Origin of the sequence: Sulfuricystis thermophila (assembly GCF_004323595.1) — a bacterium.
GTDB lineage: Bacteria > Pseudomonadota > Gammaproteobacteria > Burkholderiales > Rhodocyclaceae > Sulfuricystis > Sulfuricystis thermophila.
This window is the reverse complement of the sequence record NZ_AP019373.1, coordinates 769,315-793,980: the sequence shown is the minus strand read 5'-3', so window position 1 is coordinate 793,980 and position 24,666 is coordinate 769,315. Positions and strand designations below refer to the sequence as shown.

25 protein-coding genes are annotated in these 24,666 nt (G+C 63.6%); 19 read left to right on the top strand and 6 right to left on the bottom strand.

Annotated features, from left to right (window positions below):
- Positions 1-26 precede the first annotated feature (26 nt).
- From M52SOB_RS04065 to menD, 3 genes are read left to right on the top strand one after another with little or no spacing between them, the layout of a single operon-like run.
- Positions 27-1,385 carry a class I adenylate-forming enzyme family protein gene (locus M52SOB_RS04065; RefSeq protein ID WP_131110691.1) on the top strand — a complete coding sequence of 453 codons (1,359 nt, stop codon included), beginning with the start codon at positions 27-29 and terminating at the stop codon, positions 1,383-1,385.
- Entirely contained in the window at positions 1,382-2,692 is a 1,311-nt protein-coding gene (locus tag M52SOB_RS04060) for an isochorismate synthase (RefSeq protein ID WP_131110690.1), read from the top strand. Before M52SOB_RS04065 ends, M52SOB_RS04060 begins: the two co-directional genes overlap by 4 nt.
- Complete coding sequence (gene menD, locus M52SOB_RS04055; RefSeq protein ID WP_131110689.1) at positions 2,689-4,611, top strand: 2-succinyl-5-enolpyruvyl-6-hydroxy-3-cyclohexene-1-carboxylic-acid synthase; 1,923 nt, start codon at positions 2,689-2,691, stop codon at positions 4,609-4,611. Before M52SOB_RS04060 ends, menD begins: the two co-directional genes overlap by 4 nt.
- 190 nt (positions 4,612-4,801) lie before the next feature.
- On the opposite strand, the gene M52SOB_RS04050 is transcribed toward menD, so the two are convergent.
- Positions 4,802-6,865 carry a putative bifunctional diguanylate cyclase/phosphodiesterase gene (locus M52SOB_RS04050; RefSeq protein ID WP_131110688.1) on the bottom strand — a complete coding sequence of 688 codons (2,064 nt, stop codon included), beginning with the start codon at positions 6,863-6,865 and terminating at the stop codon, positions 4,802-4,804.
- A gap of 109 nt (positions 6,866-6,974) precedes the next feature.
- Here M52SOB_RS04050 and nosD point away from each other — a divergent pair, with 109 nt between their 5' ends.
- From nosD to M52SOB_RS04010, 8 genes are all read left to right on the top strand, one after another.
- A complete protein-coding gene (nosD, locus tag M52SOB_RS04045; RefSeq protein ID WP_131110687.1) occupies positions 6,975-8,165 on the top strand; it encodes a nitrous oxide reductase family maturation protein NosD in 1,191 nt (396 codons plus the stop codon).
- A 10-nt stretch (positions 8,166-8,175) separates the two neighbouring features.
- A complete protein-coding gene (locus tag M52SOB_RS04040) occupies positions 8,176-8,880 on the top strand; it encodes a c-type cytochrome (RefSeq protein ID WP_131110686.1) in 705 nt (234 codons plus the stop codon).
- 155 nt (positions 8,881-9,035) lie between these two features.
- Positions 9,036-9,614 (top strand): cytochrome c oxidase subunit 3, encoded by a 579-nt coding sequence (locus tag M52SOB_RS04035; RefSeq protein WP_284155193.1) that lies wholly within the window; start codon positions 9,036-9,038, stop codon positions 9,612-9,614.
- On the top strand, positions 9,611-9,898 hold the full coding sequence (locus M52SOB_RS04030) for a cytochrome C oxidase subunit IV family protein (RefSeq protein ID WP_131110685.1): 288 nt from the start codon (positions 9,611-9,613) through the stop codon (positions 9,896-9,898). The genes M52SOB_RS04035 and M52SOB_RS04030 overlap by 4 nt, the downstream gene beginning before the upstream one ends.
- Before the next feature lie 75 nt (positions 9,899-9,973).
- Positions 9,974-10,756 carry a CbbQ/NirQ/NorQ/GpvN family protein gene (locus M52SOB_RS04025; RefSeq protein ID WP_131110684.1) on the top strand — a complete coding sequence of 261 codons (783 nt, stop codon included), beginning with the start codon at positions 9,974-9,976 and terminating at the stop codon, positions 10,754-10,756.
- Positions 10,753-11,154, top strand: coding sequence for a hypothetical protein (locus M52SOB_RS04020; RefSeq protein WP_131110683.1), 402 nt, complete (start codon positions 10,753-10,755; stop codon positions 11,152-11,154). Before M52SOB_RS04025 ends, M52SOB_RS04020 begins: the two co-directional genes overlap by 4 nt.
- Position 11,155: 1 nt before the next feature.
- Entirely contained in the window at positions 11,156-13,018 is a 1,863-nt protein-coding gene (locus M52SOB_RS04015) for a nitric oxide reductase activation protein NorD (protein ID WP_131110682.1), read from the top strand.
- A complete protein-coding gene (locus M52SOB_RS04010) occupies positions 13,015-14,232 on the top strand; it encodes an NnrS family protein (RefSeq protein ID WP_131110681.1) in 1,218 nt (405 codons plus the stop codon). Before M52SOB_RS04015 ends, M52SOB_RS04010 begins: the two co-directional genes overlap by 4 nt.
- Here M52SOB_RS04010 and M52SOB_RS04005 read toward each other — a convergent pair.
- Together M52SOB_RS04005 and M52SOB_RS04000 are read right to left on the bottom strand one after the other, a co-directional pair.
- Complete coding sequence (locus M52SOB_RS04005) at positions 14,229-15,575, bottom strand: ATP-binding protein (protein WP_131110680.1); 1,347 nt, start codon at positions 15,573-15,575, stop codon at positions 14,229-14,231. The two genes, M52SOB_RS04010 and M52SOB_RS04005, sit on opposite strands and share 4 nt — an antisense overlap.
- Positions 15,572-16,285, bottom strand: a complete 714-nt coding sequence (locus tag M52SOB_RS04000) for a response regulator (RefSeq protein WP_284155192.1) — start codon at positions 16,283-16,285, stop codon at positions 15,572-15,574. The genes M52SOB_RS04005 and M52SOB_RS04000 overlap by 4 nt, the downstream gene beginning before the upstream one ends.
- A gap of 138 nt (positions 16,286-16,423) precedes the next feature.
- Between M52SOB_RS04000 and M52SOB_RS03995 the strand changes: the two genes are divergently transcribed.
- From M52SOB_RS03995 to M52SOB_RS03985, 3 genes are read left to right on the top strand one after another with little or no spacing between them, the layout of a single operon-like run.
- The gene (locus M52SOB_RS03995; RefSeq protein WP_131110678.1) at positions 16,424-17,020 is read left to right on the top strand and encodes a cytochrome c; all 597 of its coding nucleotides are present in this window, start codon (positions 16,424-16,426) and stop codon (positions 17,018-17,020) included.
- A gap of 29 nt (positions 17,021-17,049) precedes the next feature.
- Positions 17,050-18,204, top strand: coding sequence for an OmpP1/FadL family transporter (locus tag M52SOB_RS03990; RefSeq protein ID WP_131110677.1), 1,155 nt, complete (start codon positions 17,050-17,052; stop codon positions 18,202-18,204).
- Between the two features lie 14 nt (positions 18,205-18,218).
- Positions 18,219-18,422, top strand: a complete 204-nt coding sequence (locus M52SOB_RS03985; RefSeq protein ID WP_131110676.1) for a YgaP family membrane protein — start codon at positions 18,219-18,221, stop codon at positions 18,420-18,422.
- Positions 18,423-18,571: 149 nt separating this feature from the next.
- Here M52SOB_RS03985 and M52SOB_RS03980 read toward each other — a convergent pair whose 3' ends face one another.
- Complete coding sequence (locus tag M52SOB_RS03980; RefSeq protein ID WP_131110675.1) at positions 18,572-19,183, bottom strand: hypothetical protein; 612 nt, start codon at positions 19,181-19,183, stop codon at positions 18,572-18,574.
- A gap of 93 nt (positions 19,184-19,276) precedes the next feature.
- Here M52SOB_RS03980 and M52SOB_RS03975 point away from each other — a divergent pair, with 93 nt between their 5' ends.
- From M52SOB_RS03975 to M52SOB_RS03960, 4 genes are read left to right on the top strand one after another with little or no spacing between them, the layout of a single operon-like run.
- Positions 19,277-19,915 carry a TetR/AcrR family transcriptional regulator gene (locus M52SOB_RS03975; protein WP_131110674.1) on the top strand — a complete coding sequence of 213 codons (639 nt, stop codon included), beginning with the start codon at positions 19,277-19,279 and terminating at the stop codon, positions 19,913-19,915.
- Complete coding sequence (locus tag M52SOB_RS03970; RefSeq protein WP_131110673.1) at positions 19,912-21,084, top strand: efflux RND transporter periplasmic adaptor subunit; 1,173 nt, start codon at positions 19,912-19,914, stop codon at positions 21,082-21,084. Before M52SOB_RS03975 ends, M52SOB_RS03970 begins: the two co-directional genes overlap by 4 nt.
- Positions 21,081-22,283 carry an ABC transporter permease gene (locus M52SOB_RS03965; RefSeq protein WP_131110672.1) on the top strand — a complete coding sequence of 401 codons (1,203 nt, stop codon included), beginning with the start codon at positions 21,081-21,083 and terminating at the stop codon, positions 22,281-22,283. Before M52SOB_RS03970 ends, M52SOB_RS03965 begins: the two co-directional genes overlap by 4 nt.
- Positions 22,276-22,992, top strand: a complete 717-nt coding sequence (locus M52SOB_RS03960) for an ABC transporter ATP-binding protein (protein ID WP_284155191.1) — start codon at positions 22,276-22,278, stop codon at positions 22,990-22,992. The genes M52SOB_RS03965 and M52SOB_RS03960 overlap by 8 nt, the downstream gene beginning before the upstream one ends.
- Before the next feature lie 101 nt (positions 22,993-23,093).
- Here M52SOB_RS03960 and M52SOB_RS03955 read toward each other — a convergent pair whose 3' ends face one another.
- Both M52SOB_RS03955 and M52SOB_RS03950 read right to left on the bottom strand, forming a co-directional pair.
- Entirely contained in the window at positions 23,094-23,720 is a 627-nt protein-coding gene (locus M52SOB_RS03955; protein ID WP_131110671.1) for a CBS domain-containing protein, read from the bottom strand.
- 3 nt (positions 23,721-23,723) lie between these two features.
- Complete coding sequence (locus M52SOB_RS03950; protein ID WP_284155190.1) at positions 23,724-24,050, bottom strand: TusE/DsrC/DsvC family sulfur relay protein; 327 nt, start codon at positions 24,048-24,050, stop codon at positions 23,724-23,726.
- A gap of 91 nt (positions 24,051-24,141) precedes the next feature.
- Between M52SOB_RS03950 and M52SOB_RS03945 the strand changes: the two genes are divergently transcribed.
- Complete coding sequence (locus M52SOB_RS03945; RefSeq protein ID WP_284155189.1) at positions 24,142-24,606, top strand: MarR family winged helix-turn-helix transcriptional regulator; 465 nt, start codon at positions 24,142-24,144, stop codon at positions 24,604-24,606.
- Positions 24,607-24,666 lie beyond the last annotated feature (60 nt).

The following is a 24,666-nucleotide window of genomic DNA, read 5'->3' as shown; positions in this document are numbered from 1 at the left end:
AAAGCCAAGTTGCCTAGAATGCACTCATGCACCTCTTCCGCCGCTGGCTCTCCCGCACCGACCCCGACCGGCCCGCGCTCGTCTTGCCCGATGGCCGCAGCTTTTCCTATGGCGAGCTCGCCGGCAGAGCAGGCTGCCGGGGTTTGGCCGTGCTCGAAGGCGATGCAGCAACCATCGCGCTCGGCCTCATCGACTGCGCCCTGGGCGGTGGCACCGCTTTTCCCCTGCCGCCCCATCTGTCCAGTGCAACACGCGCGCGGCTCATCGAACAGGCCGCGGCGGCGGCAAACCCACGCTTGGCGCTGATCATCGCCACCTCCGGCTCGACCGGAGAGCCGAAGGGCGTGCGCCTGACCCGGCGGTCGATCGCCGCTGCCGCGCGCATCAGTGCACGCGCGCTCGACTTGCAGCCGCGGGATGCCTGGCTGTGCTGTCTGCCGCTCCATTTCATCGCCGGCGCGATGACCCTCTACCGCTCTTTGCGCGCCGGCGCGACGGCCATCGTGCAGGAAGGCTTCGAAGTCGCAGCCGTAGCACGCGCCCTCGCCGAGCGGCGCATCACCCACGTCTCTTTGGTGCCGGCGATGCTGGCGCAACTCATCGAGGGTGCCGTCCCGCCAGCGCCGACTCTCCGAAACAAGGCGGCGCCCGGCGGGACGCCTTCATTTCCGCCAGCGCCGACTTTTGGAGGTGAGTCGGCGCCCGGCGGGACGCTTTCATTTCCGCCAGCGCCGACTTTTGGAGGTGAGTCGGCGCCCGGCGGGACGCCTTCATTTCCGCCAGCGCCGAGTTTGAAATGTGCGCTCATCGGCGGCGCGGCGCTTTCCCCGCTGCTGGAAAGCCAAGCGCGCGCGGCAGGCTGGCCGATCCGCCTCTCCTATGGCATGACGGAAACCTGCGCCACCGCCCTCGTCGACGGCCGGCCGTTGCCCGGCGTGCGGGTACGCCTGTCGGAGGCCGGCACCCTCGAAGTCGCCACCCCCGCCCGCATGGCCGGCTACCTGAACGAGGCCGATGTCGGCGAGTGGATCGCCACCCGCGATCTCGCCAGGATCGATGCCGACGGTCACGTCACGATCCTCGGCCGCGTCGACGACGTGCTGAACTCCGCCGGCGTGAAGGTTCATCCGCTCGAAGTCGAGGCACGGCTTGCCGCCTGTCCCGGCGTGCGTGCGGCGGCGGTGACGGGGCTCTCTGACCCGGTCTGGGGCGATCTGATCGCCGCGGCTTTCGAGGGCGACGCGGATGAGGCGGCGGTCGAGGCCTGGTGTCGCGCCCAACTACCTTCCACCCGCCGGCCGCGGCGCTTCCTGCGCGTGGCGCGGCTGCCCAGGCTCGCTTCCGGCAAGCTCGACCGGCGCGCGCTGCCGAGTCTCTGGCGATGATCGACTGGCCACGCATCGAACGGCAGCTGGCCGCGCTCAGCGAGGAGACCCCGGCCGCGCGGCTGCTGTCCCTGACGCTCCCGCTGCCCCACTGGCCGGTCGCATGCTTCGATGCGCTCGAGGACTGGTGCTTCTGGCAGCGTCCCGACCAGGGGTTACGCCTTGCCGGGGTCGGCGTCGCGCTCAAAGCCACGAGCAGCGGCGAAGGGCGGTTCACCGCGCTGGCCGCCGCACGCCGGGGCCTCGTCGCCGGCTGGCGCTATTTAGGCGAGACGCCGCGCGCCTTCACCGGCTTCGCCTTCGCCCCCGAAGGCGGCGCGCCCCTGCCCAATGCCAGCCTCTGGGTGCCGGAGCTTCTGCTCACCGAAAGGAGCGGACAAGTCAGTCTCACCCTGAGCACGGCCGCAGAACGCGCGCCAACGGCCTTGGCCCGCTGGCGCTCACTCTGGAACGATCTGCTTCGCCCGCGATCCCCGCGCCGCAGCTCGCCCCTCAGCTTGGAACCGGCGCCGCTTGCCGAGCAGGCCTTCCTCGCGCGCGGCCGTGCGGCGCTCGCGGCGATCCGGCGCGGTGAGCTCGACAAGGTAGTGCTGACCCGCACGCTCGAGCTGCGTGGCGATGCCCATGAACCCGCCGCGCTGATCGACTTCCTCACCCGTCACCACCCTTCCTGCGCAACCTACGCCATCGGCGGCCCCGGCTTCGCCTTCATCGGCGCCTCGCCCGAAACCCTGCTCATGCTCTCGGCGACGACGGTCAGTGTCGATGCGCTCGCCGGCACCGGCTGGCACACCTCCCCCCGGGCGCTTTCCGACGCCAAGAACCGGCGCGAGCACGATTTCGTCGCCCAGGCGATCATCGCGGCGCTCGAGGATCAGTGCACGGACATCCTGCTGCCGCCCGCGCCCGAAGTGATGCAGCTCGAAGGCTTGAGCCATCTGCGCCGCCGCATCCTCGCGCGCCGTCGCGCGGAGGTCGGGCCTTTCGATCTGATCGCCCGGCTCCATCCGACGCCGGCGGTCGGCGGCACCCCGACGCCGGCCGCGCTCGACTGGCTCGAACGTCACCATGACCGGCGCGGCGCCTGGTATACCGGCGGCTTTGGCTGGCTCGATGCCGCGGGCGATGCCGACATCGTGGTTGCCCTGCGCTGCGGCCTGATCGAGGGCGAACGCATCACCCTCTACGCCGGCGCCGGCTTCGTCGCCGGCTCGGACCCGGCACAGGAGCTGGCCGAGACCGAGGCGAAATTCCGCGCCATGCGCGATGCGCTCTTTGCCAGTCCGCATCGGCGGGCCGCCGCATGAACACGGGGGCGCGCAATCTCGCCTGGGCCGATCGCCTGATCGCCGCACTCGCCGCCGCCGGCGTGCGCGATGCGGTGCTCGCCCCCGGCGCGCGCTCGGCGCCGCTCGCGCTGGCCGCCTTGCGCCGTCCGGAGCTGGCTTGCCAGGTCATCAACGACGAGCGCGCCGCCGGCTTCTTCGCGCTGGGGCTGGGCAAGGCGAGCGGACGGCCGGCGCTGGTGGTGACCACCTCGGGCACCGCCGCGGCGAACCTCTTGCCGGCGGTGATGGAGGCGAACCTCGCCGCTGTGCCGCTGATCGTCCTCACGGCTGACCGCCCAGCGGAAATCCACGGCTGGGGCGCAAACCAGACCGTCGATCAGACGAAGCTTTTTGGCGAGCATGTGCGCGCCTTTCATGCGCTGCCGCCGCCGGATGAGGCGATCGAGGCGCGCTTCTTTGCCGCCTTCGCGGCACGACTCATCGAGACGGCGAGCTTTCCCGTCGCCGGACCCGTGCATGTCAACGTGCCGTTTGCCGAGCCGCTCTTGCCGGAAACGATCCCCGCGCCGTCGCCTTTGCCGGCCGCCGTGGCCGTCCAGGCGCCGCCCGCCGCAGTGCCGCAAGGGCTCGCAGCGATCGCCGCGCGGCTCACCAGCCGGCCGGGGGTGATCGTCTGCGGCGAGGCGCACTATCCGGATGGCTTTGCCGATACGGTGGCACGCTTGGGCATCGCGCTCGATGCGCCCGTGATCGCTGAAGCACTCGCCAACCTGCGCTTCGGCCCACACGACAAGTCGCACTTCGTCGCTCACGCCGCGCGCTTTCTGCGCGATACCGACCTACCCCGGCCGGCCTGGGTGCTGCGCTTCGGCGCCTTTCCCGTCTCGCGCACGATCGAACGCTGGCTCAATAGTCTCAGAGCTTGTGAAAAAATTCGTCGCGAGCGGGCTGATGGCAAGGCGCCCGGAGCGCAGCGACCGAGACATAACATCGAGTTAGGCGAGGGAGCGAAAACGGAGTTTCGGCGTAGGCTAACCTCGGCGCAGCCGAGGTTAAGCGAAGCGGCCGAAGCCAACACCGCGCAACGCAGCCAGCGGGCCGCGCAGCAGAATTTTTCACAAGCTCTCGCCGATGCCGAGCACTTCCTCGTCGCCCCGCCTGCCCGCTGGCCCGATCCGCTGTGGCAGAGCAGCACCTGGCTGCGCGGCGAGCCGCTCGCGATCGCCTCGGCGCTCGCGTCCATGTGCCGTCCTGCCAGCGCCGACTTTTCCACCCAGTGGCTGGCCGCCGAGGCCGCCGCCCGCGCCATGACCGACACCCGCTTCTTCGAGGGCACGATCGCGCGTGAGCTGCTCAGACGGCTGCCCGCCGGCAGCCAGGTCTTCGTCGGCAACTCGCTGGCGATCCGCGCCGTCGATGCCTTCGGCGGCCTGGGGGAGACGCCCCTGACGCTTTACGGCAACCGCGGCGCCTCAGGGATCGATGGCAATCTCGCCACGGCCGCCGGCATCGCACAGGCGAGCCAGGCGCCCACCGTCGCGCTCATCGGCGATCAGACGCTGCTGCACGACGCGACGAGCCTCGCCCTCGCCGCCCGTCACGGCGTGACCGTCGTGCTGCTCAACAACGGCGGCGGCGGCATCTTCGATCATCTGCCGTTCGCGCCAGCGCTGCCGGCGGAACTGCTCGAACGCGGCTGGCGCGCGCCGCAAGGCGGCGATTTCGCTGCGCTTGCCGCCGCCTTCCGTCTCGAGCATCGGCGCGTGACCTCGTTGGAGGCGCTCGCGGAGGCCCTCACACCGCTGCCGCGCGCCTGCCTCATCGAAGCGGTGATCGATCCCGCGACAAGCCGCGCCGGGTTTTCGTCTCCGGCTAACGCGCATGCCGGCAATCGGCACCCGCGGAGGATGAAATACCATGACCATGCGCAAAAATAAACGCCCACCCTCCCCCCAGCCTGTCCCACGGCCGGCTTTGCACAGCCGGCCGGCTCCGGCGGCGCGAAGCAGTGCTTCGCGAAACCCCGCCTCCGCCCCTCGCGGGAGGGGAGACTTTGTGCGCGGCTTGCGCCGCGAAGGTATGCTGCCGTCAAGGAAACGAAGGTTAGCGCTCTTTTTGCTTTGTATTTCACGTTACTTGCCGCAACATCGCAGTAAAGGTTCCGGCCGGGCCGGGACGGGCAAACAGGTAGCCCTGCAGATAATCGCAGCCAAGGCCGACCAGATAGGCGCGCTGCCCTTCCGTTTCGACGCCTTCGGCAACCACGGCCAATCCCAGACTCTTGGCGAGGGCGATGGTGGCCGCACAGATCGCCGCATCGTTGCCGTCATGCTCGATGTCGGCAACGAAGGCGCGGTCGATCTTCAACACGTCGAGCGGCAGCCGCTTCAAATACGCCAATGAGGAATAGCCGGTGCCGAAGTCGTCGATGGCGATCTTCAGGCCAAGGGCACGCAGCCCCTGCAATCGCTGGATTGCTTTCTCGGCATCGGCCATCACGACCGATTCGGTGACTTCGATTTCGATCTCACCCGGGGCGATGGCATGGCGCTCCATGATCGCCCACACCCGTTCGACCAGCGTCGTAGCCGCCAGCTGCCGGGCCGAAAGATTGACCGCGACGCGTATCCCTGCGAACCCTGCCGCACGCCAGGCCGCGACCTGCGCGCAGGCCTGCTCCAACACCCATTCACCCACGGCTTCGATCAGTCCCGTTTCCTCGGCCACCGGGATGAAGTCCTCGGGCGAAATCCAGCCGCGCTGGGGATGTGGCCAACGCACCAGGGCCTCGAAGGCATGAACTCGTCCGCTGCGGGCCTCGACCTGGGGCTGGAAAACCACGGCCAGCCCATTGCTGGCCAAGGCGTGGCGCAGTTCGCGTTCGATCTCGAGCCGATGATGCGCGGCCTCTGCGAGCTCGGGAGTGAAAAAGGCCAGCTGATTGCGCCCCTCCGCCTTGGCGCGATACATCGCCGTATCGGCGGTGCTGAGTAGCTCACGGGCATTTCGTGCATTGTCGGGGAACAGGCTGACCCCGATGCTCGGTGTCGAATGGAGCGATTGCCCATCGACGCGATAGGGCTCGGCGAGGACGGCGAGCAGCTTGTTGCCGGCAGCGAGCGCGTCGCCGGAAGCGGCGATCGCCGTCAGCACGACGACGAACTCGTCACCTCCGAGGCGCGCGACGATGTCGGATTCGCGGACCTCTGCTTTGAGGCGACGCGCCACTTCGACGAGCATTTGATCGCCGACCTGATGACCGAGCGTATCGTTGATGTTCTTGAAACGATCCATGTCGATCAGCATCACGGCAAGCTTCGATTCGTTGCGACGCGCCGTCGCCATAGCCTGGTCGAGACGGATCAACAGGCTGTAGCGGTTTTCGAGCCCGGTGAGCGCATCGTGGCGCGCCAGATGTTCGATGCGTGCGAGCGTCGCTTCACGCTCGCGCGCCCGCTGACCGACCTCGCGACCTGCCCAGCCGATGCCCGCCAGCCCCAGGAACCAGAACACCCCATGCGATAGCGCCAAACCACGGATCACGCCGTCGGCGTGTGCAAGATAGGGCGCCAAAGGCAGGTTCACGCCCGTCGCACCGCGCAAATCACCGACCTTGTAACCGAGGATGCCATGACAGCGCACGCATCCTTCTCCCATGAACCACGCCTTCAGATAGCGCAAGTGCGGTTGGCCGTCGAGATCGGCGACCTCCCAGACTTCGTCGATCTCACCGAGTTCGAACGCTTCGAGCTGGCGCTTTTCCCACTCATCCGGCTGATTGGCCGGATTGAGCGTGCGCAGGCCGACGATGCGTCCGCGCGCCCCGCCCGTTTCTCGCACATAGTCATCCATCATTTCGCGCACCATCGTCGCCGGCGCCCGCAGGGTGAGGCTGCGGCCATCGGTGGTGACGAGGTCGCGATCGGGCAGATGAGCAAGAGAGGGCGAAGGCTGTTCTTTTTCCGTCACGGGCACATAGACGCCCGAATGCTTGAGCCCCCAGCGCCGGAAGGCCATGTCCTTGTCGCGCACGGCACGCGCCTCGGCATAGGCCATCGCCATGGCCTCGCTCCGGCTGCGGTAGATGTTCCAGCCCAGCGAGACGCCGACCAGCAAGGTCCACACCACGGCCCCCAGCCAGGCCCAGCGACGAACGATCCGATCGGATGCTGGTTTGAAAAGAGAATCCATACCAAAATCTTACCCATGACCCCGGTTCGTGCGCTTGATCCCCATCAACGCCATTAGACGAAAGTTAGGCTTCAATGCTCGGTTCGACGAGCCTCGCTGCGATCCCGGCATGAAATTGCTCCTTCTTCTGTTCCTCAGCCTTCCCGCGCTGGCGGCGCCCTCATTGCAGGCGCTGATCGATGCCGCGGCGCCGGGCAGCGTGCTGCGCGTGCCCCCCGGCGTCTATGCCGGCCCGGTCCGCATCGACAAGCCGCTAGCGCTCGACGGCGGCGGTCAGGCGGAGATTCGCGGCGAGGGTCGCGGCACGGTGGTCAGCATCGGCGGACGGGGCGTGAGCTTGCGCGGCTTCACGATCGTCGGCAGCGGCACGCTGCACGATGGCGTCGATGCCGGCGTGCTAGCCGAGGGCCGCGACCACGTCATCGAGAACAACCGCATCGAGGATGTGCTGTTCGGCATCCATCTGCGTCAGGCGGCGAATACCGTGGTGCGCGGTAACGAAGTGACCGGCAAGCCGCTCGCGCTGGCGATGCGCGGCGATGCGATCCGCATGTGGCATGGCAGCGGCAACCGCATCGAGAACAACCGCTTTCGGCGCGCGCGCGACCTGACTTTCATCAACTCGCAGGACAGCGTGATCATCGGCAACCAGTTCAGCGATGGCCGCTATGGCATGCAGGTGGTCTTCTCGCCGCGCCTGTTGATCGAGAATAATCGCATCGAACGGATGGCCACCGGTATCGTCGTGCTCTATTCGCGCGACGTCGTGCTGCGCGGCAATCACATCGCCCATGCGCTGACCGGCGGCGGTGCCGGCATCGTCTTCAAGGAAAGCGATTCCGGCATCGTCACCGGCAACAGCGTGCTGCATTGCACGGTCGGTCTCAAGGTGGATGCGCCGCCCGAAAAGATCGGCCTGCTCGACGTCCGTGACAACCGCTTCGCGCACAACATCATCGGCCTGTTCTTCTACGGCGAGGCCGGCGGCCACACTTTCGAGAACAACCGCTTCGACAACAACCTCACCACGGTGGCGATCAGCGGGGTGGGCGCGGCCGCCGCGAACGTCTGGCGGCACAACCGCTGGGATGAATACCAGGGCTTCGACCGCAACCGCGACGGCATCGGCGACACCCCTCACGAAGACTGGCTCTATGCCGACCGCATCTGGATGGAAACACCGATGGCAACCTTCTTCCGCAGCTCTCCGGTGCTCGAGCTGCTCGATTTTCTCGAACGGCTGGCGCCGTTCTCTGCGCCTTACCGTATCCTCTCCGACCCAACCCCTGCCATGCATTGACGAGGCCCCCATGTCTACACGCCTTTTTCTCCGCATCGTGCTCTGTCTGGCCACCCTACCGGCGCTTGTTCATGCCGCCGTGCCGGAGCAGGAATCCGGCAAGGAAATCTATGGCCCCTGCGCCGCCTGCCATGGCGATCTCGGCCAGGGCGGCAAGCGCGGCGAATATCCGCGTCTGGCCGGCCAGCGTGCCGCCTACATCGAATACACGCTGAAGAAATTCCGCTCGCGCGAGCGCATCAACATCCCGATGTTCCCCTACACACAGGAACGCGAGCTGCCGGACGCGGACATCAAAGTGGTCGCCGCCTATCTCGCCAGCATCCAACTGCCGACCAAGATCCCCGAGTTCAAGCCGACCGATGACGCCTTGACGCGCCTGCTGGCGATGGAAAAGGTGATGATCATCCCGAAGCTCGAAGGCGATCTGGAAAACGGCAAACGGCTCTATCAGGAGGAATGCGCCTACTGTCACGGCGTCGATGGCCGCGGCAAGACGCGCTTTCCGATGCTGGTCGGGCAATACACGAATTACCTGCAAAAGCAGATCGCCGCCTATATCAAGGGCGAACGGCCGCACGACAAGGTCGCCGACGACGAGGAAGAAGACGACAAGTCCAAACCCAAGGCCGTGAAGCTCGGCGTGCTCAACCGGCTCACTGAGAAAGACATCCAGGACATTCTGGCCTACATCACGCACCTACAGGATGAATGAGAGGCCATGAAAAATTCTGCTGCGCTTGCCATCTTGGGGTCGGGCGGTGCTCACCATCCTCATGTATTGCCACATACACTCCGGTGGCTGCGCTCCGGCCTCCCCCAACCTGGCAGCGCTCGCGACGAATTTTTTCATAGCCTCTGAGGCCAATAGTGACTACAGCAGCAGAACTCGTCGGCGAGTCCGTTCCGGGCAACCGCGGCATCTGGGTTGGCATCTTCTGCGTGCTGGTCGAGTTCCTGCTGCTGTTCTGCGTCTATTTCATCGCCAAGGCACACCATCCGGCCGCCTTCGAAAGAGGGCCGGATCAGCTCGCCACCGTCGCCGGCGTCACGATAACCTTGCTGCTGCTCACCAGCGGCTATTGCATGGTCAAGGCCGTCGCGGCGATTCGCCGCGATGCGCGGCGCGCCACGCTGCGCTGGGTGCTGGCGGCCCTGCTGCTCGGTCTGGGCTACCCGTGCGTCAAGTTCTTCGAAATCCGCTGGAACGTCGCCCACGGCATCGACGGCGCCGCCGGCATCTTCTACACGGTGTATTACTACCTGACGCTCAACCATCTGGTGCATGTCAGCTGGGGCCTGCTGGGACTAGCGTGGGTGGCGACGCGCACCGCCCTCGGTGTCTATTCGTCACGCGACTACAGCGGCCTCGAAGCGGCCGCAATGTACTGGCACAGCACCGACGTGCTGTGGCTGATCATCTTTCCGTTCTTCTACGTGCTGCGATGAATCGTCTGGGCCACGCCGAAAAAATCTGGCTGCTGCTCCTGGCGCTCACCCTCGCCGGCGCCTGGCTTGCCGAAACCGGCCATGCCGGATGGCCGCTGACTTTCGTCGTCGCCGGCCTGATCGCCTTCAAAGGTCGGCTGGTGATCGACCATTACATGGCGATCACCGCCGCGCATCCGCGCATCCGCCGCATCCTGCATGGCTTCGTCACCCTCGTGCCGCTCTTGGTGATCTTCAGCCATGGCTGGGGGGATGTGCTGCGGCGCCTCACCACGCTGCATTGATGGCTGTCAAGGACGCGCACGAGTGCAGCGCATAAAGTAGCATCCGCGCTTTCCCGCACCGTGCCCAACCAAGCCATGAGCGAACTCCCTTTCTACCAGCCCGCCGGCAACGAGATCGATCTGTTCGAACACGCGCACCGCAATCGCCTGCCGGTGCTGATCAAGGGGCCGACCGGCGTGGGCAAGACCCGCTTCGTCGCGTTCATGGCGGCGAAGCTCGGCCTGCCGCTATTCACCGTCGCCTGCCATGACGATCTCACCGCCGCCGATCTCGTCGGCCGCCATCTGATCGGCGATGGCGCCACCTACTGGTCGGATGGGCCGCTCACCCGCGCAGTGCGCGAAGGCGGCATCTGCTATCTCGACGAGGTGGTCGAAGCGCGCAAGGACACCACGGTGGTGATCCATCCGCTCGCCGACCACCGCCGCGTGCTGCCGATCGACCGCACCGGCGAAGTGCTCCATGCGCCCGACAGCTTCATGCTGGTGGTCTCCTACAACCCCGGCTACCAGAATTTCCTCAAAGGCATGAAGCCTTCGACGCGCCAGCGCTTCGTCGCGCTGCGCTTCGGCTTTCCCGATGCCGCGCGCGAGGAGGCGATCCTCATTGGCGAGACCGGCTGCGATGCGATGACCGCGAAACGGCTCGTCAATATCGGCCGCGCTTTGCGCGCATTGAAAGACGTCGATCTCGAAGAGGTCGCCAGCACACGGCTGCTGGTCTATGCGGCAATCCTGATCCGCGACGGCATGGAGCCGGTGGCAGCCTGCCGCGCGGCACTCATCGAGGCGCTCACCGACGATCTCGAAGTCGCCGCCGCGCTCGAGGAAGTCGTGCTCGCCACGTTCGGCAAATGAACCGCGCAGACGCAACCCCTGGCCAGCGCCTCGCCATCACTGCGGAATCGCTGTATCTGATCAATCTCATGCTGGCGCCGGGGCTCACCTTCCTGATCCTCGCCTGGCTATGGCTCAAGCATCGTCGTGCTACCCCGCCCCTGCCGCCCTTGGCGCGCTGCCATCTCGATCAGACCTTCTTCGTGAGCCTCTGGGGTGGCGTGCTGATCATCGCCGCCAATGCCGTGCTGTTCTTCGTCTTTGGCTGGGATTGGGAATGGACCTGGGTGTTCGTGATCATCTATTTCACTGCCATCCATTCGACACTGATCCTGCTCGGCATGCTGGGACTGGCCAAGGCGATGGCCGGCAAGCCTTACCGCTATCCCTGGATCGGGCCGCGCTGCGAGGGTCTCTGAAATGGAAGAATGGGTCGGCGCACTGTGGGATCGCTGGATCACCCAGACGGCGCGGCGCGATCATCCCGAGGCGGCCGTCGCACTCAAGGACATCGAAAAGACGCTCGGCGTGATCTTCCGTGCGCTGGGGGGAGATCCGGGCCTACGCATCGCGGCGGCGGCCGATGTGGCGCACGGCGCGCGCCGGCGCCTGATGCAACGCATCGCCGGCACGGACAGTCGCGCCGCCCATGCCGCGCTCGACCGCGAAACCCTCGTCTTGCCGCCGCGGCTTGCCGTCCTGCCAGCGCCGAGTTTGAACCGCGATCTTTATGTCTGGCTCGCGGCGCTGGCGGCCAGCGCGGGGCCGGCGCTGGAAAAATTTACAGAGGCTTGGATCGTCCAGAACCAGTTTGCCACCTGGGTCACCCTGCAACGCTATCCGGGCCTGACGGCACGTTACCGGCAGCTGGTCGAGGCCGTGCTCGCCGAGCGCATCCCGCCCGAGCAGATGCCGGCCGACGAGGCGGCGCAGGAGCGCGCCGTGCGCCAGGCGCTTGTCGATCCCGGCAGCGTCGCCGAGCTGCCGCCGCTCACCCGCAAGAGGGCGAAGGCTTTGCAGCCGGTGCCGCTGTGGCTCTATCCCGTGCCACCGGCCGCTACGAAGCAGCGCCGGCACGATCCCGGCAGTGAGGAAACACAGGGCGAGCAGCCGAAGGAACAGCCGGTCGAGAACAAGCGCTACCAGGCCGAACGCGGCGAGCTGCCGGAGAACGAATCGCCGCTGATCCTGCTCTTCCGCGCCGAAAGCCTTTTGTCCTGGGCCGAATATCTGCGCGTCAATCGCGCGCTCGACGAGGACGAGAACCCGGACGCCGGCCGCGCCGCCGAGACACTCGACAAGCTCACGCTCGCCGAAGGAGGCGAGCGTGTCGCCTCGAAGGTGCGCTTCGATCTCGATCTGCCGGCGGCGGCCGAGGACGATCTTCTCGTCGGCCCCGGCATTCTGCTGCCCGAATGGGACTGGAAGCGCCAGACGATGAAGCCGGATTTCTGCCGGCTGCAGACGATGGTGGCGCGCCAAGTCGAGGCGCAGCCGCTGCCCGAGCGCCTGCGGCGCCATGCGCGGAAGCTCAAGAACCAGTTCGCCGCGCTCGCGCCGGTGCGCCGCTGGCAGAAGGCCCAGCCCGAAGGCTCGGAGCTCGACATCGACGCCTGCGTGCGCATCGCCGCGGATCGACTGGCCGGCTGGCATTTCTCGGGCGCCGGCGCGTATTTGAACCAGCGGCCGACCGAGCGCGATCTCGCCTGTCTCGTGCTCGCCGATCTGTCGCTGTCCACCGATGCCTATGCCAATGACACGCAGAAGGTGATCGATGTGATCCGCGATAGCCTGATGCTCTTCGGCGAGGCGCTCTCCGCCACCGGCGATGCCTTTGCCTTCTACGGCTTCTCGTCCTTGAAGCGCAGCTTCGTGCGCTTCCACGAGATCAAGCCCTTCGACCGCCCGCTCGACGCCATCGCACGCGGCCGCATCGCGGCCATCAAACCCGGCTGGTATACGCGCATGGGTGCGTCGGTGCGACGCGCGACGCAACTCCTCGAAAAACAGCCGGCCAATCGCCGGCTGCTCTTGATCCTCTCCGACGGCAAGCCGCACGACATCGACCTGTATGAAGGCCGCTACGGCATCGAGGACACGCGCATGGCGCTGATCGAAGCACGCGAAGCCGGCATCAAGCCGTTTTGCGTCACCATCGATCGCGAGGGCGCCGGCTATCTGCCGCATCTCTTCGGCCCGGCGGGCTACACCATCGTCAGAAAGCCCGAGGAGCTGCCCGACCGCCTGCCGCTCTTGTACGCGCAACTGACCGGCAACGCATGAAACGCCTGGCCCATCCGATTTTCGCCCTCGGCTTTCGCACCCTGTTTCCGCTCGCCTGCTTGGCCGGGATGATCCTGCCGCTTTGGTGGGTGTTGGTGTTCTCGGGTGCCGTCCCGCCAGCGCCGAGTTTGGGAGGTGAGTCGGCGCCCGGCGGGACGCCCTCGCTTCCGCCAGCGCCGAGTTTCGTCCAGGCGCCATTGCAATGGCACGCCCACGAGATGTTCTATGGCTTCGGCTGGGCGCTCCTCGGCGGCTTTCTGCTCACCGCGACGAAGAACTGGGTCGGCGTGCGCGGCTGGCACGGCGGCGCGCTCGCGTTGCTCGCCGGCGCCTGGTTTCTCGACCGCATCGCGCTGAGCGTCGGCACGGCCTGGTCGCCATGGCTCTTCTGGCCGGCCACGCTGCTCTTCCAGCTCGCGATCACCGTGATGCTGATGCACACGCTGCTCAAGCAAAATCTACGCGCGTCCGGCAGCGACAACTACTTCTTCTGGATCGCGCTGCCGCTCTTTTTGCCGGCGAAAGTCCTCATCCTGCAGGGCGACTTCTATGCGCTCGGCGTCGGCATGTCGCTGGCGCTCTTCCGGCTGGCCTTCCTGATCATGCTCGAACGCACGCAGGTGCAGTTCATGCGCCATGGCTTTGGTGTCGAGATCCTGCGCGATCGTCGCCTCGACCTGCCGATCAAGTGGTTTGCCGTAGCGCTCGTCTTTGCCGAAGCAATGCCCGCGTCGCTCGCTGGAGCACTCGAATTGATGCTCGCCGCGCTGCTGCTCTGGCGCTTCGCCTTCTGGCATCCGGCCAAGGCGCTCTCGCGGCTCGACATCGGCATCATGTATGTCGGCTATCTCTTGATCGTCGCGCAGCTCATCGTGGCGGGCATCGGCCGCTTCATCGAGCTGGCGTGGGTCGGTACGGTGGCGGTGCATCTGTTCACCGTCGGCGTCATGGGCCTCATCGGTCCGGCGATGATCGTGCGCATCTCGAAAGGCCACACCGGCCGCGAGGTGGTGTTCACGCACCTCGACAAGGCGGTGCTGTGGATCATGATCCTGGGATTCCTTGCCCGCGTCGTCGCGCCGCAACTATATCCGTCCGGCTATCTGACGTGGCTCATTCTCGCCGCCAGCTTCTGGCTCGTCGCCTTCGCCATCCTGCTCTGGCGCATCCTGCCGATGCTCGCCGCGCCGCGGGTGGATGGGCGGGAGGGCTAGTTCGTATCGAGCGGCAGCCTGACGCGCGCGATCGTGCCACCTCCTGGGCGTGTTTCGAGCTCGACGATCCATCCGTTAGTTTGTGCAATCTGGCGCACGATCGCTAACCCGAGGCCACTCCCCCCAGTACGGCTGCTGCGTGAAGGATCCAGGCGACGGAATGGCTGAAAAACCGCCTCACGTTCACTCTCTGGAATCCCCGGCCCACGGTCGAGGATACGGATCTCGACATTTTTCTGAAAAAGATCGTATTCGATGTCGATGGGCTGTCCTTCTCCGTAACGAACTGCATTCTCGACCAGATTTGTCAGGATGCGTTTCAGAGCCAATGGCTTGGCATGGACGCGACAATCTGCTCCTTTGCGGCCCCGGATGTCGGCACCGTAGGCATGTTCGCGCACCACCTCTTCGAGCAGCTGGCACAAGCTGATCTCGACCGTATCCTGTTCGGCAAAATCGCGCCCCACTTCGAGGCAACGTGCGATCAATTGATTCATGTTCTCCACATCGCGCATGCAGCGCTCCAATAATTCCGGGTCAGGCTTTTCGATTGCCATGCCCAGCGCCAGACGTATGCGCGCCAGAGGTGAACGCAAATCATGCGAGATTCCCGCCAAGAGCGTGGTTCGATTAGCGAGAAGAGTTTCCACTTCTTCCCCCATCCGGTTGAACTCACGAGCCAGCGTTGCCAGTTCAGTCGGTCCAGTTTCAGGCAATGGAACCGGTCGTTGGCCCTTGCCAATACGTTGCGTCGCTGCCGCCAATTGAGACAAAGGGCGGATAAGCCAATGTGCTAGACGCGCCGAAGTTAGCAGGGTGACGATCGCACCAACCAGCAAAATGATCATGAGAGCGACGGAAGGCTGTACTGCGACGCGATCTGCTGGGAAGCCTATATACAGGTTCGCATTAGCCCCGTTGGGATCATCAACGGGAACCTTTGTCCAATACCAGACAGCCCCATCCTTCGCCACGCCTTTGCCAAGGTGAATCGGAATTCCGGTACGGGAGGACAGGGCATGTTCAAGAAAATGGAAGTAAGGCAGGATTCTGACGAACTCCCCGGTTACTACTGGAGTATCGCTGATCGCTATGCGGTATTGTTGGTTGAATCGTTCTTTCAGCGCACCCCGTTCGGCAGCAGGGGCTGCCTGCCAGGTTCGAGCGCTAGCCAGCAGTAGAGCTGCGAAATCATCGGTAGCCAGGCGCCCGAGCGGCATCAATGCGAAATAGACGATCACCCCCAGGGTAAACATTTGAAACGCAATGGAGGCTGCGGCAATGACCATTGCCGTGCGGCCAAACAATGTTGAAGGGATGAACCGTTGCAGTAGCCAGCTCATTTGCCTATCACCCCTCGCGGAGAAAAAAGATATCCCTCTCCCCAGACAGTGCGGAGATAGATCGGATGCGCCGGATCGGGTTCGATCTTGCGGCGCAGTCGTGTAACGCGCACATCGACCATGCGATCGAATGGCGCACGGTCATAACCTTTCAACAATTCCACTAACGCATCACGGCTGAGAACGCGATTGGGATGATCAAGCAGCACCTGCAAAAGAGAAAATTCAGCGCCAGAAAGATTGATCTCTTTACCATTGCAGGTAAGGCAGTGTGCCTCGATATCGACGACGTAGGGGCCGAAACGCCGTATCTTTCCTGCACTCGATGTGGGTTGGCGTCGCCGCAGCACGGCGGAGATTCGTGCCAACAACTCACGATGGCTAAAGGGTTTTGTAAGGTAATCATCGGCTCCCAATTCGAGGCCGACGACACGATCGACCTCTTCACCGCGCGCCGACAACATGATGATAGCTGGTGCATAATCGGTCGCCTCGGCATTGAGGTTACGTGCCAGCGACAAGCCATCCTCACCGGGGAGCATCACGTCGAGCAGGATGACATCCACAGGGCATGTCCGCAAATGAGCCCTCATCGCCACTCCATCGCCAACAGCCGTCGCAATATACCCATTATCGGCCAGATAGCGGACCAGCAGTTCGCGTAGGCCTTCGTCGTCATCGACAACCAGTACGTAATTGCGTTCAGTCACCGACACCTCCTCAGCTCATCTTCTCAATCGCCTGGGTTTTAGTAACAACTTGTAACAAAAGTGCCCCATTGGCAACAGGCTCGAAATTCTTCACTCCTATCCTGACCGCTCGGGAACATAACACAGGAGAAATTTTTCATGAAGAACGGGCAAGCTTGGCAATGGGGCATTACATTGACATTGAGCAGCGTGATCTTCGGTGCTCAGGCACAAGGCACCCCCGAAGACATGAAGCGCGGCATGGAGCTGATGCAGCGACAAATGGCCGTGATGTCACCCGAACTGGCTGAGAAAGCGAATGCATTATCACCAGAAATCAAGAAATTTCTGATGCATGTGGCATTACGGCATGAGCGCCGCAGTGATACGTTGACACTTCGTCAAGTGATGCAGGAGATCTTGGCCGAGCATCAGATGATTGGTGCAGCAATTGCCACCGATAATGGCCCGATGGCAGCCGATGCCGCACGTCGCCTTGCCCTTCATCGGCTACCGAAAGGCGGCATGCTGCCCTATTTGAAAATCGAGAAAGTGACGACTGAGTCGCTATCGGTGCTACCGAGCATGGAAGCGGCGGTAGAAGGCAATGCCCAGAAAATCGCCGAAGCTGCTGAAAAGGGCGACATGGTCGCCGCTGCACACCACTATGGAGAAATGACAGCCGGATGCGTTGCCTGTCACATGCATTTTCGTGGCCAACCCGGGGCCACCCCCTACACCCCGCGCCTGAAGTAGTAAGTCAGAACTGACATAGGAGTAGAACAATGACCAGTAAAAGCCTATCCACAAACTTGGCTGCTGTCGCATTAGCCGGTATTACTACACATGCGGCTGCCACCAACGGCGATAACATGATTGGATTGACTGCTATTCAGAATGGCATGGCTGGGGCCGTCGTTGCTGCACCGCAAGAAGCCACCACCGTGCTCATCAATCCCGCAGGCATGGCCATGCTCGACATCAAGGATGTCCGGTTCGACCTCGGCCTTGGTTTCCTCAACCCACCGCGGAAGGTCAATGGTTATGAAAGCGATTCGAACCTTTATATGATGCCAACCGGCGCCGTGGCTTTCCACGTTAATGACAAACTAACATTGGGCATGGGTCTTGGTGGTATTTCAGGAATGGGCGTTGATTTTTCCGACACCACAGCGCTGTCTGGTAATCAATTCGTCGTTACCACCAAGCAGTTTTTTAAAGTCTCTCCCGGTCTTGCGTATCGCATCAATGATGCTTTGGCAATTGGGGGAACCATCAATCTCAATTACCAAAGCCTCGCGCTCGCCAATCCGTTGTTCTCTCTACCTCAGAATCAGGTGTTCGGCTGGGGTATCACTGCAGGTGCTATCTGGAAACCCAACTCCAAAATGCAGCTAGGCATCTCCTGGTCAAGCAAGCAAAAGATGAGTGATTTCGAATGGAATACCGCCCAAGGGAAGGTGTCGATGCGCATGGACGCACCACAAACGCTTGCTTTTGGCATAGCGTTTAAGCCCACTTCGAATTTGCTGATTGAAGCGGATGTGAAACGAATCTGGTTTGCCAACGTGCTTGATATGGTACCCGTCAAACGTCCTGCCGGGAGTCCAGTGCCAGCAGCCTTTAATTTTGGCTGGAGCAATCAGACGGTTTTTGCGATCGGCGTGCAGAAGGATATCGGCGGAATGATGCAAATTCGGGCAGGCTTCAACTATGGCAAATCCCCAATTGGCTCCGAGGACGTCAATCAGAATTTCGGCTCTCTGGCCGTTGTTGAAAAACATTTGACGTTTGGACTGTCGCGCAAATTCAGTGATAAGGTGATTGGCTCACTCTCTTATGTTCACGCTTTCAACAACAGCGTGACCTCAAATACCAGTCCCAACACGATTGAGCTGAAACAAAACATCATCAATTTCCAAATCAGCTATCAATACTAAATGGAGAAATGGACATGACTGTCGATCGTATCGTGCATCTCGTGGCTGGCTTGATGGTGCTGTTGGGTCTGATGCTGGCTCATTTTGTTCATGAATACTGGCTGTTGTTACCTGTCCTCGTCGGTTTGAATCTGGCGCAAAGTGGATTGACCAACTTCTGTCCTCTTGCATTCATGCTGAAAAAGATTGGCGTGCCTGATGGCAGTTGCTGTTCGTGACCTATCACATATCGCCGCACCAGGCTAGCCATAAATAGGTGAGATCCAGCCAGTGCCGCCTACTTTGTAAGGTCGGCGCTGTCAGAGACTTAGACATCCCGCCGGGCGCCGACTCATTCTCGGAGAGTCGGTGCTGGCGGGACGGCACCTCAAACCGGGAAGATCAGAATCGTCTGCGGATCGTGGGCGTGTTCGAGCAGCAGCAGCCGCACGCGATCCTGCCACAAGCTGCGAAACGTGCTCATTTCCTGCGTGCTGGCGCGGCCGGATAGGCAGCGCGGCAGCAGCTCAGCCATCCGGGGGTCGCCTGGCACACGTGACAGATCTGCGGCCACCTCGACGGCGGCGCCACTGTCGAGACGCGTGAAACGCAGGTTGCCGTGTTCGAGCGGTTGGGCGAAAAAAAGCCGCTCGCGGCGATCGAATCGCCCCCCGATACCCTTGAAGCCGGTGTCACCGGCAGCACCGGTGACGAGCGTCGCGATGCTGGCGATCACGCCCGCCACTCCGGCATCACGCTCGTCGGCGAGATCGACACGAATCTCGCCGCGCACGGGCAATTCAGCCGGATAGAGCTTTGCGAGCGCCGCACGCGTCATCAGGAAGGCTGAAGCGACCGTCGGGCAGCTGTGGCCGGCAAGCCGCACGGCATCTTCGAAACGATATTCGAGCTCGCCATCGTTAGTGGCGCCAAGGAAATCCGTCAGCGGATCACGCATTCGGATCGCCGGTGCGGCGGAGAAAAAATCGGGGAAACGCATTTCGTAACCTTTCCGGAAATTGTGGAACGGAAAATTGCAGTAGGATAGTAACAGGTTACTTACTTAGCGGTACGACAAATCTTCGTTTTCACCATGCCGATCACCGTTCCCACCATTGCCGCCGAAACCGCGCGCCAGCGTCATTCGGCAGAGGAAAGACGCGAGCAGACCGTCGCCGCCGTCGTCGATCTAGCCCGCGAACACGGCCCTGAGGGCATCACCACCCAAGCGATCGCATCGCGCATCGGCGTGACACATGGTGCGCTGTTCCGTCATTTTCCAGACAAAGCCTCGATCTGGGCGGCGGTGTTCGATTGGCTGGGCGAGCAACTCGGCCGACTGGCCGACTCCGCCATCGCAGCGGGCGGCACGCCGCTGGAAATGCTGGAGCGATTGTTCCAGGCTCAAGTCGATTTCGTTGCCGGCCACCCGGGTGTTCCGCGCCTCCTGTTCCACGAACTGCAGCGGCCGCGCGGTTCGGTGCTCTCTGGCGTGGCGCGCCGTATCGTCGGCGGTTATCGCGAACGCGTGAAGTCATTGCTGATGCGTGCCAAACAGGCCGGCCAGTTGCCCGCGACACTCGACGAGGAAGCCGCCGCCTTGTTGTTCATCGGTACGGTACAAGGGCTGGTGGTGCAAAGCGCCTTGTTTTCCGGTGCGCTCGATCTGCGCGCAGCGGCGCAGCGCGTCTTCCCGCTGTTGATGGATGGCTTTCGCGGAGCACGACCATGAAAACCCCGACCCGTCGCAGCCTGATCCTCAGCGCGCTCGCACTGGCTTTCCTCGTCGCTTTCGGCTGGATCGTCACCACCCAGGGGCCGCTCGCCCCGGTCCGGGTGACCCTCGACACAGCGCGCGCGATGCGACTCGAACGCACGTTGTTCGGTATCGCCACCGTCGAGGCGCGGCGCAGCTATTCGATCGGTCCGACGCTGGCCGGGCGCGTCGCGCGGGTGTTGGTCGATCAGGGTGATGCGGTCGCGGCCGGCCAGCTGCTTGCTGAAATGGAGCCGGTCGACCTCGATGCGCGGATCGTCGCCGGCAAAGCAGCAATGGAAGCGGCGACAAAACGCGTGCAGTCGGCGCAAGCCGCGGTGCTTGAGGCCGCGAGTCGCGCCCGGCTGGCGAAAAACAGCGCCGAACGCTATGCCGAATTGCGCCGCAAGAATTTCGTCAGCCAGGAGGCCGCCGATACCAAGACCCACGAGGCCGCCGCGGCCGACGCGGCCCACAGCGCCGCAGTGGCCGCGTTGGCCGCTGCCATCGACGAAGCGAAACGCGCGCAGGCGGAATTGTCCGGTGCCGGATCGAGCCGCGCTCATCTGCGGCTGGTCAGTCCCGTCGCGGGCGTAGTGAGCGCAAGACTCGCCGAACCGGGCTCGACCGTGGTCGCCGGCCAATCGGTCGTGCAGGTCGTCGATCCGGCCTCGCTGTGGCTGCGCGTGCGCATCGACCAGGGGCGATCGCAGGGTCTCGCGGTCGGTCTGCCTGCCGAGATCGTGCTGCGCTCACGACCCGATGAACGTTTCGCCGGCCGGGTCGAGCGCCTCGACTGGAACGGCGATTCGATCACCGAGGAACGCATCGCCAACGTCGTCTTCGATCGACGTCCTGACGGTCTTGCGATCGGCGAATTGGCGGAAGTCACCTTGCGCCTGCCGGCCATCGAGCAGGCGCTGGCGATTCCGCTGGCCGCCCTTCAACGCCGCGGAGCGCAAAGCGGCGTCTGGCAGGTGGTCGAAGGCCGGGCGCGCTTCGCGCCGGTGACGGCGGGTGCGATCTCGGCCAACGGATTCGTCGAAATCCGCGAGGGACTCGCCGCGGGCGATGCGGTGATCGTGCATAGCGCCAAGGCGCTCAGCGACGGCACACGTGTCAAGCCGGTCGAGTCACTGCGATGATCAATCTCGCCGCCCGCGATGTGCTGCATGGCTGGGGCAAATTCCTGTTCACCGGCATCGGACTGGGTCTATTGATCGGCGCGACGCTGACCATGGCTGGCGTGTTTCGCGGCATGGTCGACGACGGCCAGGTACTGGTCGATAACAGCGGCGCCGATTTGTGGGTGGTGCAGCAAGGCACGCTCGGCCCCTACGCCGAACCTTCCAGTCTGCATGACGACGTCTGGCGTGGCATCGCCGCTATCGAGGGTGTGGCGGAAACCGGCAACGCCGCCTATCTGACCATCCAGCTCACGCACAACGGTCACGACCTGCGTGTGATGATCGTCGGCATCGAGGTGGATCGCCCCCACCGCCCAGGTGCGCCGCGTTATCTCACCGCCGGTCGGCCCATTTTGCAGAGCCATTACGAAGCCATCGCCGACGAGCGCACCGGCCTGAAACTCGGCGAACGCGTGAAAATTCGTCGCCACGACTACACCGTCGTCGGCCTCACGCGTCGTTTGGTGTCGTCCTCCGGCGACCCGATGATCTTCGTGCCGCTCAAAGACGCACAGGAAATCCAGTTCCTCAAGGACAACGATGCGTTGGTGAATGAGCGTGCGCGCACCGCCGCCAACCCGGCCTTCAACCGGCCTGGCGTGCCGGGCCTGCTCGAAGCGGCACAGGCCGGGGCAACTCAGGCGCGCAACGTGAATGCGGTGCTGGTACGTCTTGTCCCCGGCGCCGATCCTGCCATCGTTGCCGACGAAATCCAGCGCTGGAAGCGGCTGACTGCCTACACCAGGGCGCAAATGGAAGACATCCTCATCGCCAAACTGATCGCCACGTCGGCCAAGCAAATCGGCATGTTTCTCGTCATCCTCGCCATCGTCACCGCGGCCATCGTCGCCTTCATCATCTACACGATGACGCTCGCCAAGGTGCGCGAGATCGCCGTGCTGAAACTGATCGGCGCAAAGAACCGCATCATCGCCGGAATGATCCTGCAACAGGCGCTGGCGCTCGGCGTCATCGGCTTTCTCGTCGGTCGCATCGCCGCCGGCCTATGGGGGCCGGCCTTCCCGAAGTATGTGCTGCTCCTGCCGCAGGATGCCATAACCGGTTTCGTGATCGTCCTGACGATCTGCGCGCTGGCGAGCAGCGTCGCCATCCGCACCGCGCTGCGCATCGACCCGGCGGAGGCCATCGGTGGATAAGGTCGAGATTCCGGCGATCCGGCTGACCGGACTGAAAAAACGCTACGGTAGCGGCGAGGCCGCGGTCGATGCGTTGAAAGGTGTCGACATGACCGTCTGGCCTGGCGAGGTCGTCGGCCTGGTCGGCCCAAGCGGCTCGGGCAAGAGCACCTTGCTCAAATGCCTCGGCGCAGTGATCGAACCGACCGCCGGGCGCATGGAGCTGGCCGGTGAGGTGATTTATGACGATGGCTGGAAGATCCGTGACCTGCGTGCCTTGCGGCGCGACAAGATCGGCTTCGTCTTCCAGGCGCCTTATCTGATTCCCTTCCTCGATGTCACCGACAATGTCGCACTGCTGCCGATGCTCGCCGGTCAGGACAATGCCAGTGCGCGCAAACGCGCCCTGGAGCTATTGACCGCGCTGGATGTGGCGCATCGCGCCGGCGCATCGGTATCGCAGCTCTCCGGCGGCGAGCAGCAGCGGGTCGCCATCGCCCGCTCGCTCGCCAATCACGCTCCGGTGATTCTCGCCGACGAACCCACTGCGCCGCTCGATTCGGCGCGCGCGCTCACCGTCGTGCGCATTCTCAACGATCTGGCTCACGAGTATCGCACCGCGATCGTCGTCGTCACCCATGACGAAAAGATCATCCCGACCTTCAAGCGCATCTATCACATCCGCGACGGCAAGACCCACGAAGAAGCGGGTGAAGGGCGACCGATCTGAATGAAAAGTCGGCGCTGGCGGAAATGAAAACGTCCCGCCGGGCGCCGACTCATCTCGCAGCATCGGCGCTGGCGGGACGGAACCAGTCAAGCGCGACGTGGTCAGCCGGCCACTTCCGCAGCCATACTGGTGCAGGAGCGGCGATAGAGCGCAGCCAAGAAGTCTTTGCGCAGCAACATGCCGACGAAACGTCCCGCGGCATCGACCACCGGCATGCTGCGACCCGGGTGCTGTGCAAAGCGTCGCATCACTTCGTCGAAGTCGGCATCGAGGCCGATCGATACCACCGGTGTGGTCATCGCGTCCGCGACCCGCGTTTCGTGGCAACGATGCGAAAAACTGGCCGGATCGGTCAGCAGACGCAGCATCAGTTCGAGAAAACTGTTGGCTTTGAGCCGACGCAGGAAGTCGGTTTCCGTCAGGATGCCGATCACACGGCCAGCGGCATCGACCACCGGCAGGCCCTTGCCACCGCTGGCGACGATACGCCGCGCGGCCTCGTCCATCGCCAGATCCCCAGTCAAAGGCGTCATCCCGCCGCGCATCAGCCTGGCCGGAGTGAGGCCTGCCATCAGGTGCTCTAACGCACGTTGATGGGCGAGGTGATAGATTTGCCGGAAATCTTCGGTGCTGATATCCAGATAGCCCGGAATGTCACGCATCGCCGCGACGATGTCTTCATCGGACAAGGCGATTTCGTCGATTTCGTGCAAAGTGGGTGGTGACATGGTTCAACCCGTGCTCCAAGCGCGCGGCCGTTTCATGCCAGCGATCTTACAAGCCTGGGCGGGGTAACCGTAGGGGAACAGCTCGAACAGCCGTTGACGTGCATTGCCCTGATAACGTGCCTCAAGATGCTTGATGACATGACGAGCATCCGCCGCGACCTGGTGTTCGTCGTAATACTCGCGCATGAAGCGGATCACGTCCCAGTGATCGGAACCCAGCTCGATACCGAGCTCTTCCGCCAGCGCGGCCGCCACCGCTTCATTCCATTCCGCTGGTTCGACCAGGTAGCCTTCGGCATCGCGTGCGGGCATCTCGATGGTAGCGCTCATGTCGATCTCCTTCGTTCGGGTTGATGAATTATGTCACACCGTGATATTATTTTGCTGGCATCTCGATTGCAGTCAACTCCCCGGATGGGTTATGAGCGTCATGAATGATGTCGAGTTCACCAAAGAGGATTTCGAGACACTGTCGCACTTTCGCTATCAGCTGCGACGTTTCGTGCATTGGAGCGAAGAGCTGACCCGGCGCGCCGGCATCACCAACTTGCAATACCTTTTGCTGCTGCATGTGAAGGGCTTCCCCGGCCGCGACTGGGCAACCGTCGGGGAACTCGCCGAGCGCCTCGTTGCCAAGCCTCATGGCACGGTGGCGCTAGTCACACGCTGTGAACGGCTGGGACTGGTCGAACGTCGTCCCGGACGCAACGACGGGCGAACGGTCGAAGTGCATCTCACCCGTAAAGGCGCCCGGCTGGTCGAAAAACTGGCACGCCAACACCGCGACGAGCTGCTGCGCCTCGAAGGCTTGTTCACCGTCCCCGGCGAAGCGCAGTTGCGCAAAGGCAACCTGGATCAAGTTTCCAACCGGGGCACTCGCCTATAATTTCCTCACCATGCTTGCCACTGCCACGCTGGATCGCATTTTCTCGAGCAGATTTCACGC

Coding starts and splice junctions, on each gene's coding strand:
- M52SOB_RS04065 (WP_131110691.1), top strand. CDS start 27: ATGCACCTCTTCCGCCGCTGGCTCTCCCGCACCGACCCCGACCGGCCC.
- M52SOB_RS04060 (WP_131110690.1), top strand. CDS start 1,382: ATGATCGACTGGCCACGCATCGAACGGCAGCTGGCCGCGCTCAGCGAG.
- menD (WP_131110689.1), top strand. CDS start 2,689: ATGAACACGGGGGCGCGCAATCTCGCCTGGGCCGATCGCCTGATCGCC.
- M52SOB_RS04050 (WP_131110688.1), bottom strand. CDS start 6,865: ATGGATTCTCTTTTCAAACCAGCATCCGATCGGATCGTTCGTCGCTGG.
- nosD (WP_131110687.1), top strand. CDS start 6,975: ATGAAATTGCTCCTTCTTCTGTTCCTCAGCCTTCCCGCGCTGGCGGCG.
- M52SOB_RS04040 (WP_131110686.1), top strand. CDS start 8,176: ATGTCTACACGCCTTTTTCTCCGCATCGTGCTCTGTCTGGCCACCCTA.
- M52SOB_RS04030 (WP_131110685.1), top strand. CDS start 9,611: ATGAATCGTCTGGGCCACGCCGAAAAAATCTGGCTGCTGCTCCTGGCG.
- M52SOB_RS04025 (WP_131110684.1), top strand. CDS start 9,974: ATGAGCGAACTCCCTTTCTACCAGCCCGCCGGCAACGAGATCGATCTG.
- M52SOB_RS04020 (WP_131110683.1), top strand. CDS start 10,753: ATGAACCGCGCAGACGCAACCCCTGGCCAGCGCCTCGCCATCACTGCG.
- M52SOB_RS04015 (WP_131110682.1), top strand. CDS start 11,156: ATGGAAGAATGGGTCGGCGCACTGTGGGATCGCTGGATCACCCAGACG.
- M52SOB_RS04010 (WP_131110681.1), top strand. CDS start 13,015: ATGAAACGCCTGGCCCATCCGATTTTCGCCCTCGGCTTTCGCACCCTG.
- M52SOB_RS04005 (WP_131110680.1), bottom strand. CDS start 15,575: ATGAGCTGGCTACTGCAACGGTTCATCCCTTCAACATTGTTTGGCCGC.
- M52SOB_RS03995 (WP_131110678.1), top strand. CDS start 16,424: ATGAAGAACGGGCAAGCTTGGCAATGGGGCATTACATTGACATTGAGC.
- M52SOB_RS03990 (WP_131110677.1), top strand. CDS start 17,050: ATGACCAGTAAAAGCCTATCCACAAACTTGGCTGCTGTCGCATTAGCC.
- M52SOB_RS03985 (WP_131110676.1), top strand. CDS start 18,219: ATGACTGTCGATCGTATCGTGCATCTCGTGGCTGGCTTGATGGTGCTG.
- M52SOB_RS03980 (WP_131110675.1), bottom strand. CDS start 19,183: ATGCGTTTCCCCGATTTTTTCTCCGCCGCACCGGCGATCCGAATGCGT.
- M52SOB_RS03975 (WP_131110674.1), top strand. CDS start 19,277: ATGCCGATCACCGTTCCCACCATTGCCGCCGAAACCGCGCGCCAGCGT.
- M52SOB_RS03970 (WP_131110673.1), top strand. CDS start 19,912: ATGAAAACCCCGACCCGTCGCAGCCTGATCCTCAGCGCGCTCGCACTG.
- M52SOB_RS03965 (WP_131110672.1), top strand. CDS start 21,081: ATGATCAATCTCGCCGCCCGCGATGTGCTGCATGGCTGGGGCAAATTC.
- M52SOB_RS03955 (WP_131110671.1), bottom strand. CDS start 23,720: ATGTCACCACCCACTTTGCACGAAATCGACGAAATCGCCTTGTCCGAT.
- M52SOB_RS03950 (WP_284155190.1), bottom strand. CDS start 24,050: ATGAGCGCTACCATCGAGATGCCCGCACGCGATGCCGAAGGCTACCTG.
- M52SOB_RS03945 (WP_284155189.1), top strand. CDS start 24,142: ATGAGCGTCATGAATGATGTCGAGTTCACCAAAGAGGATTTCGAGACA.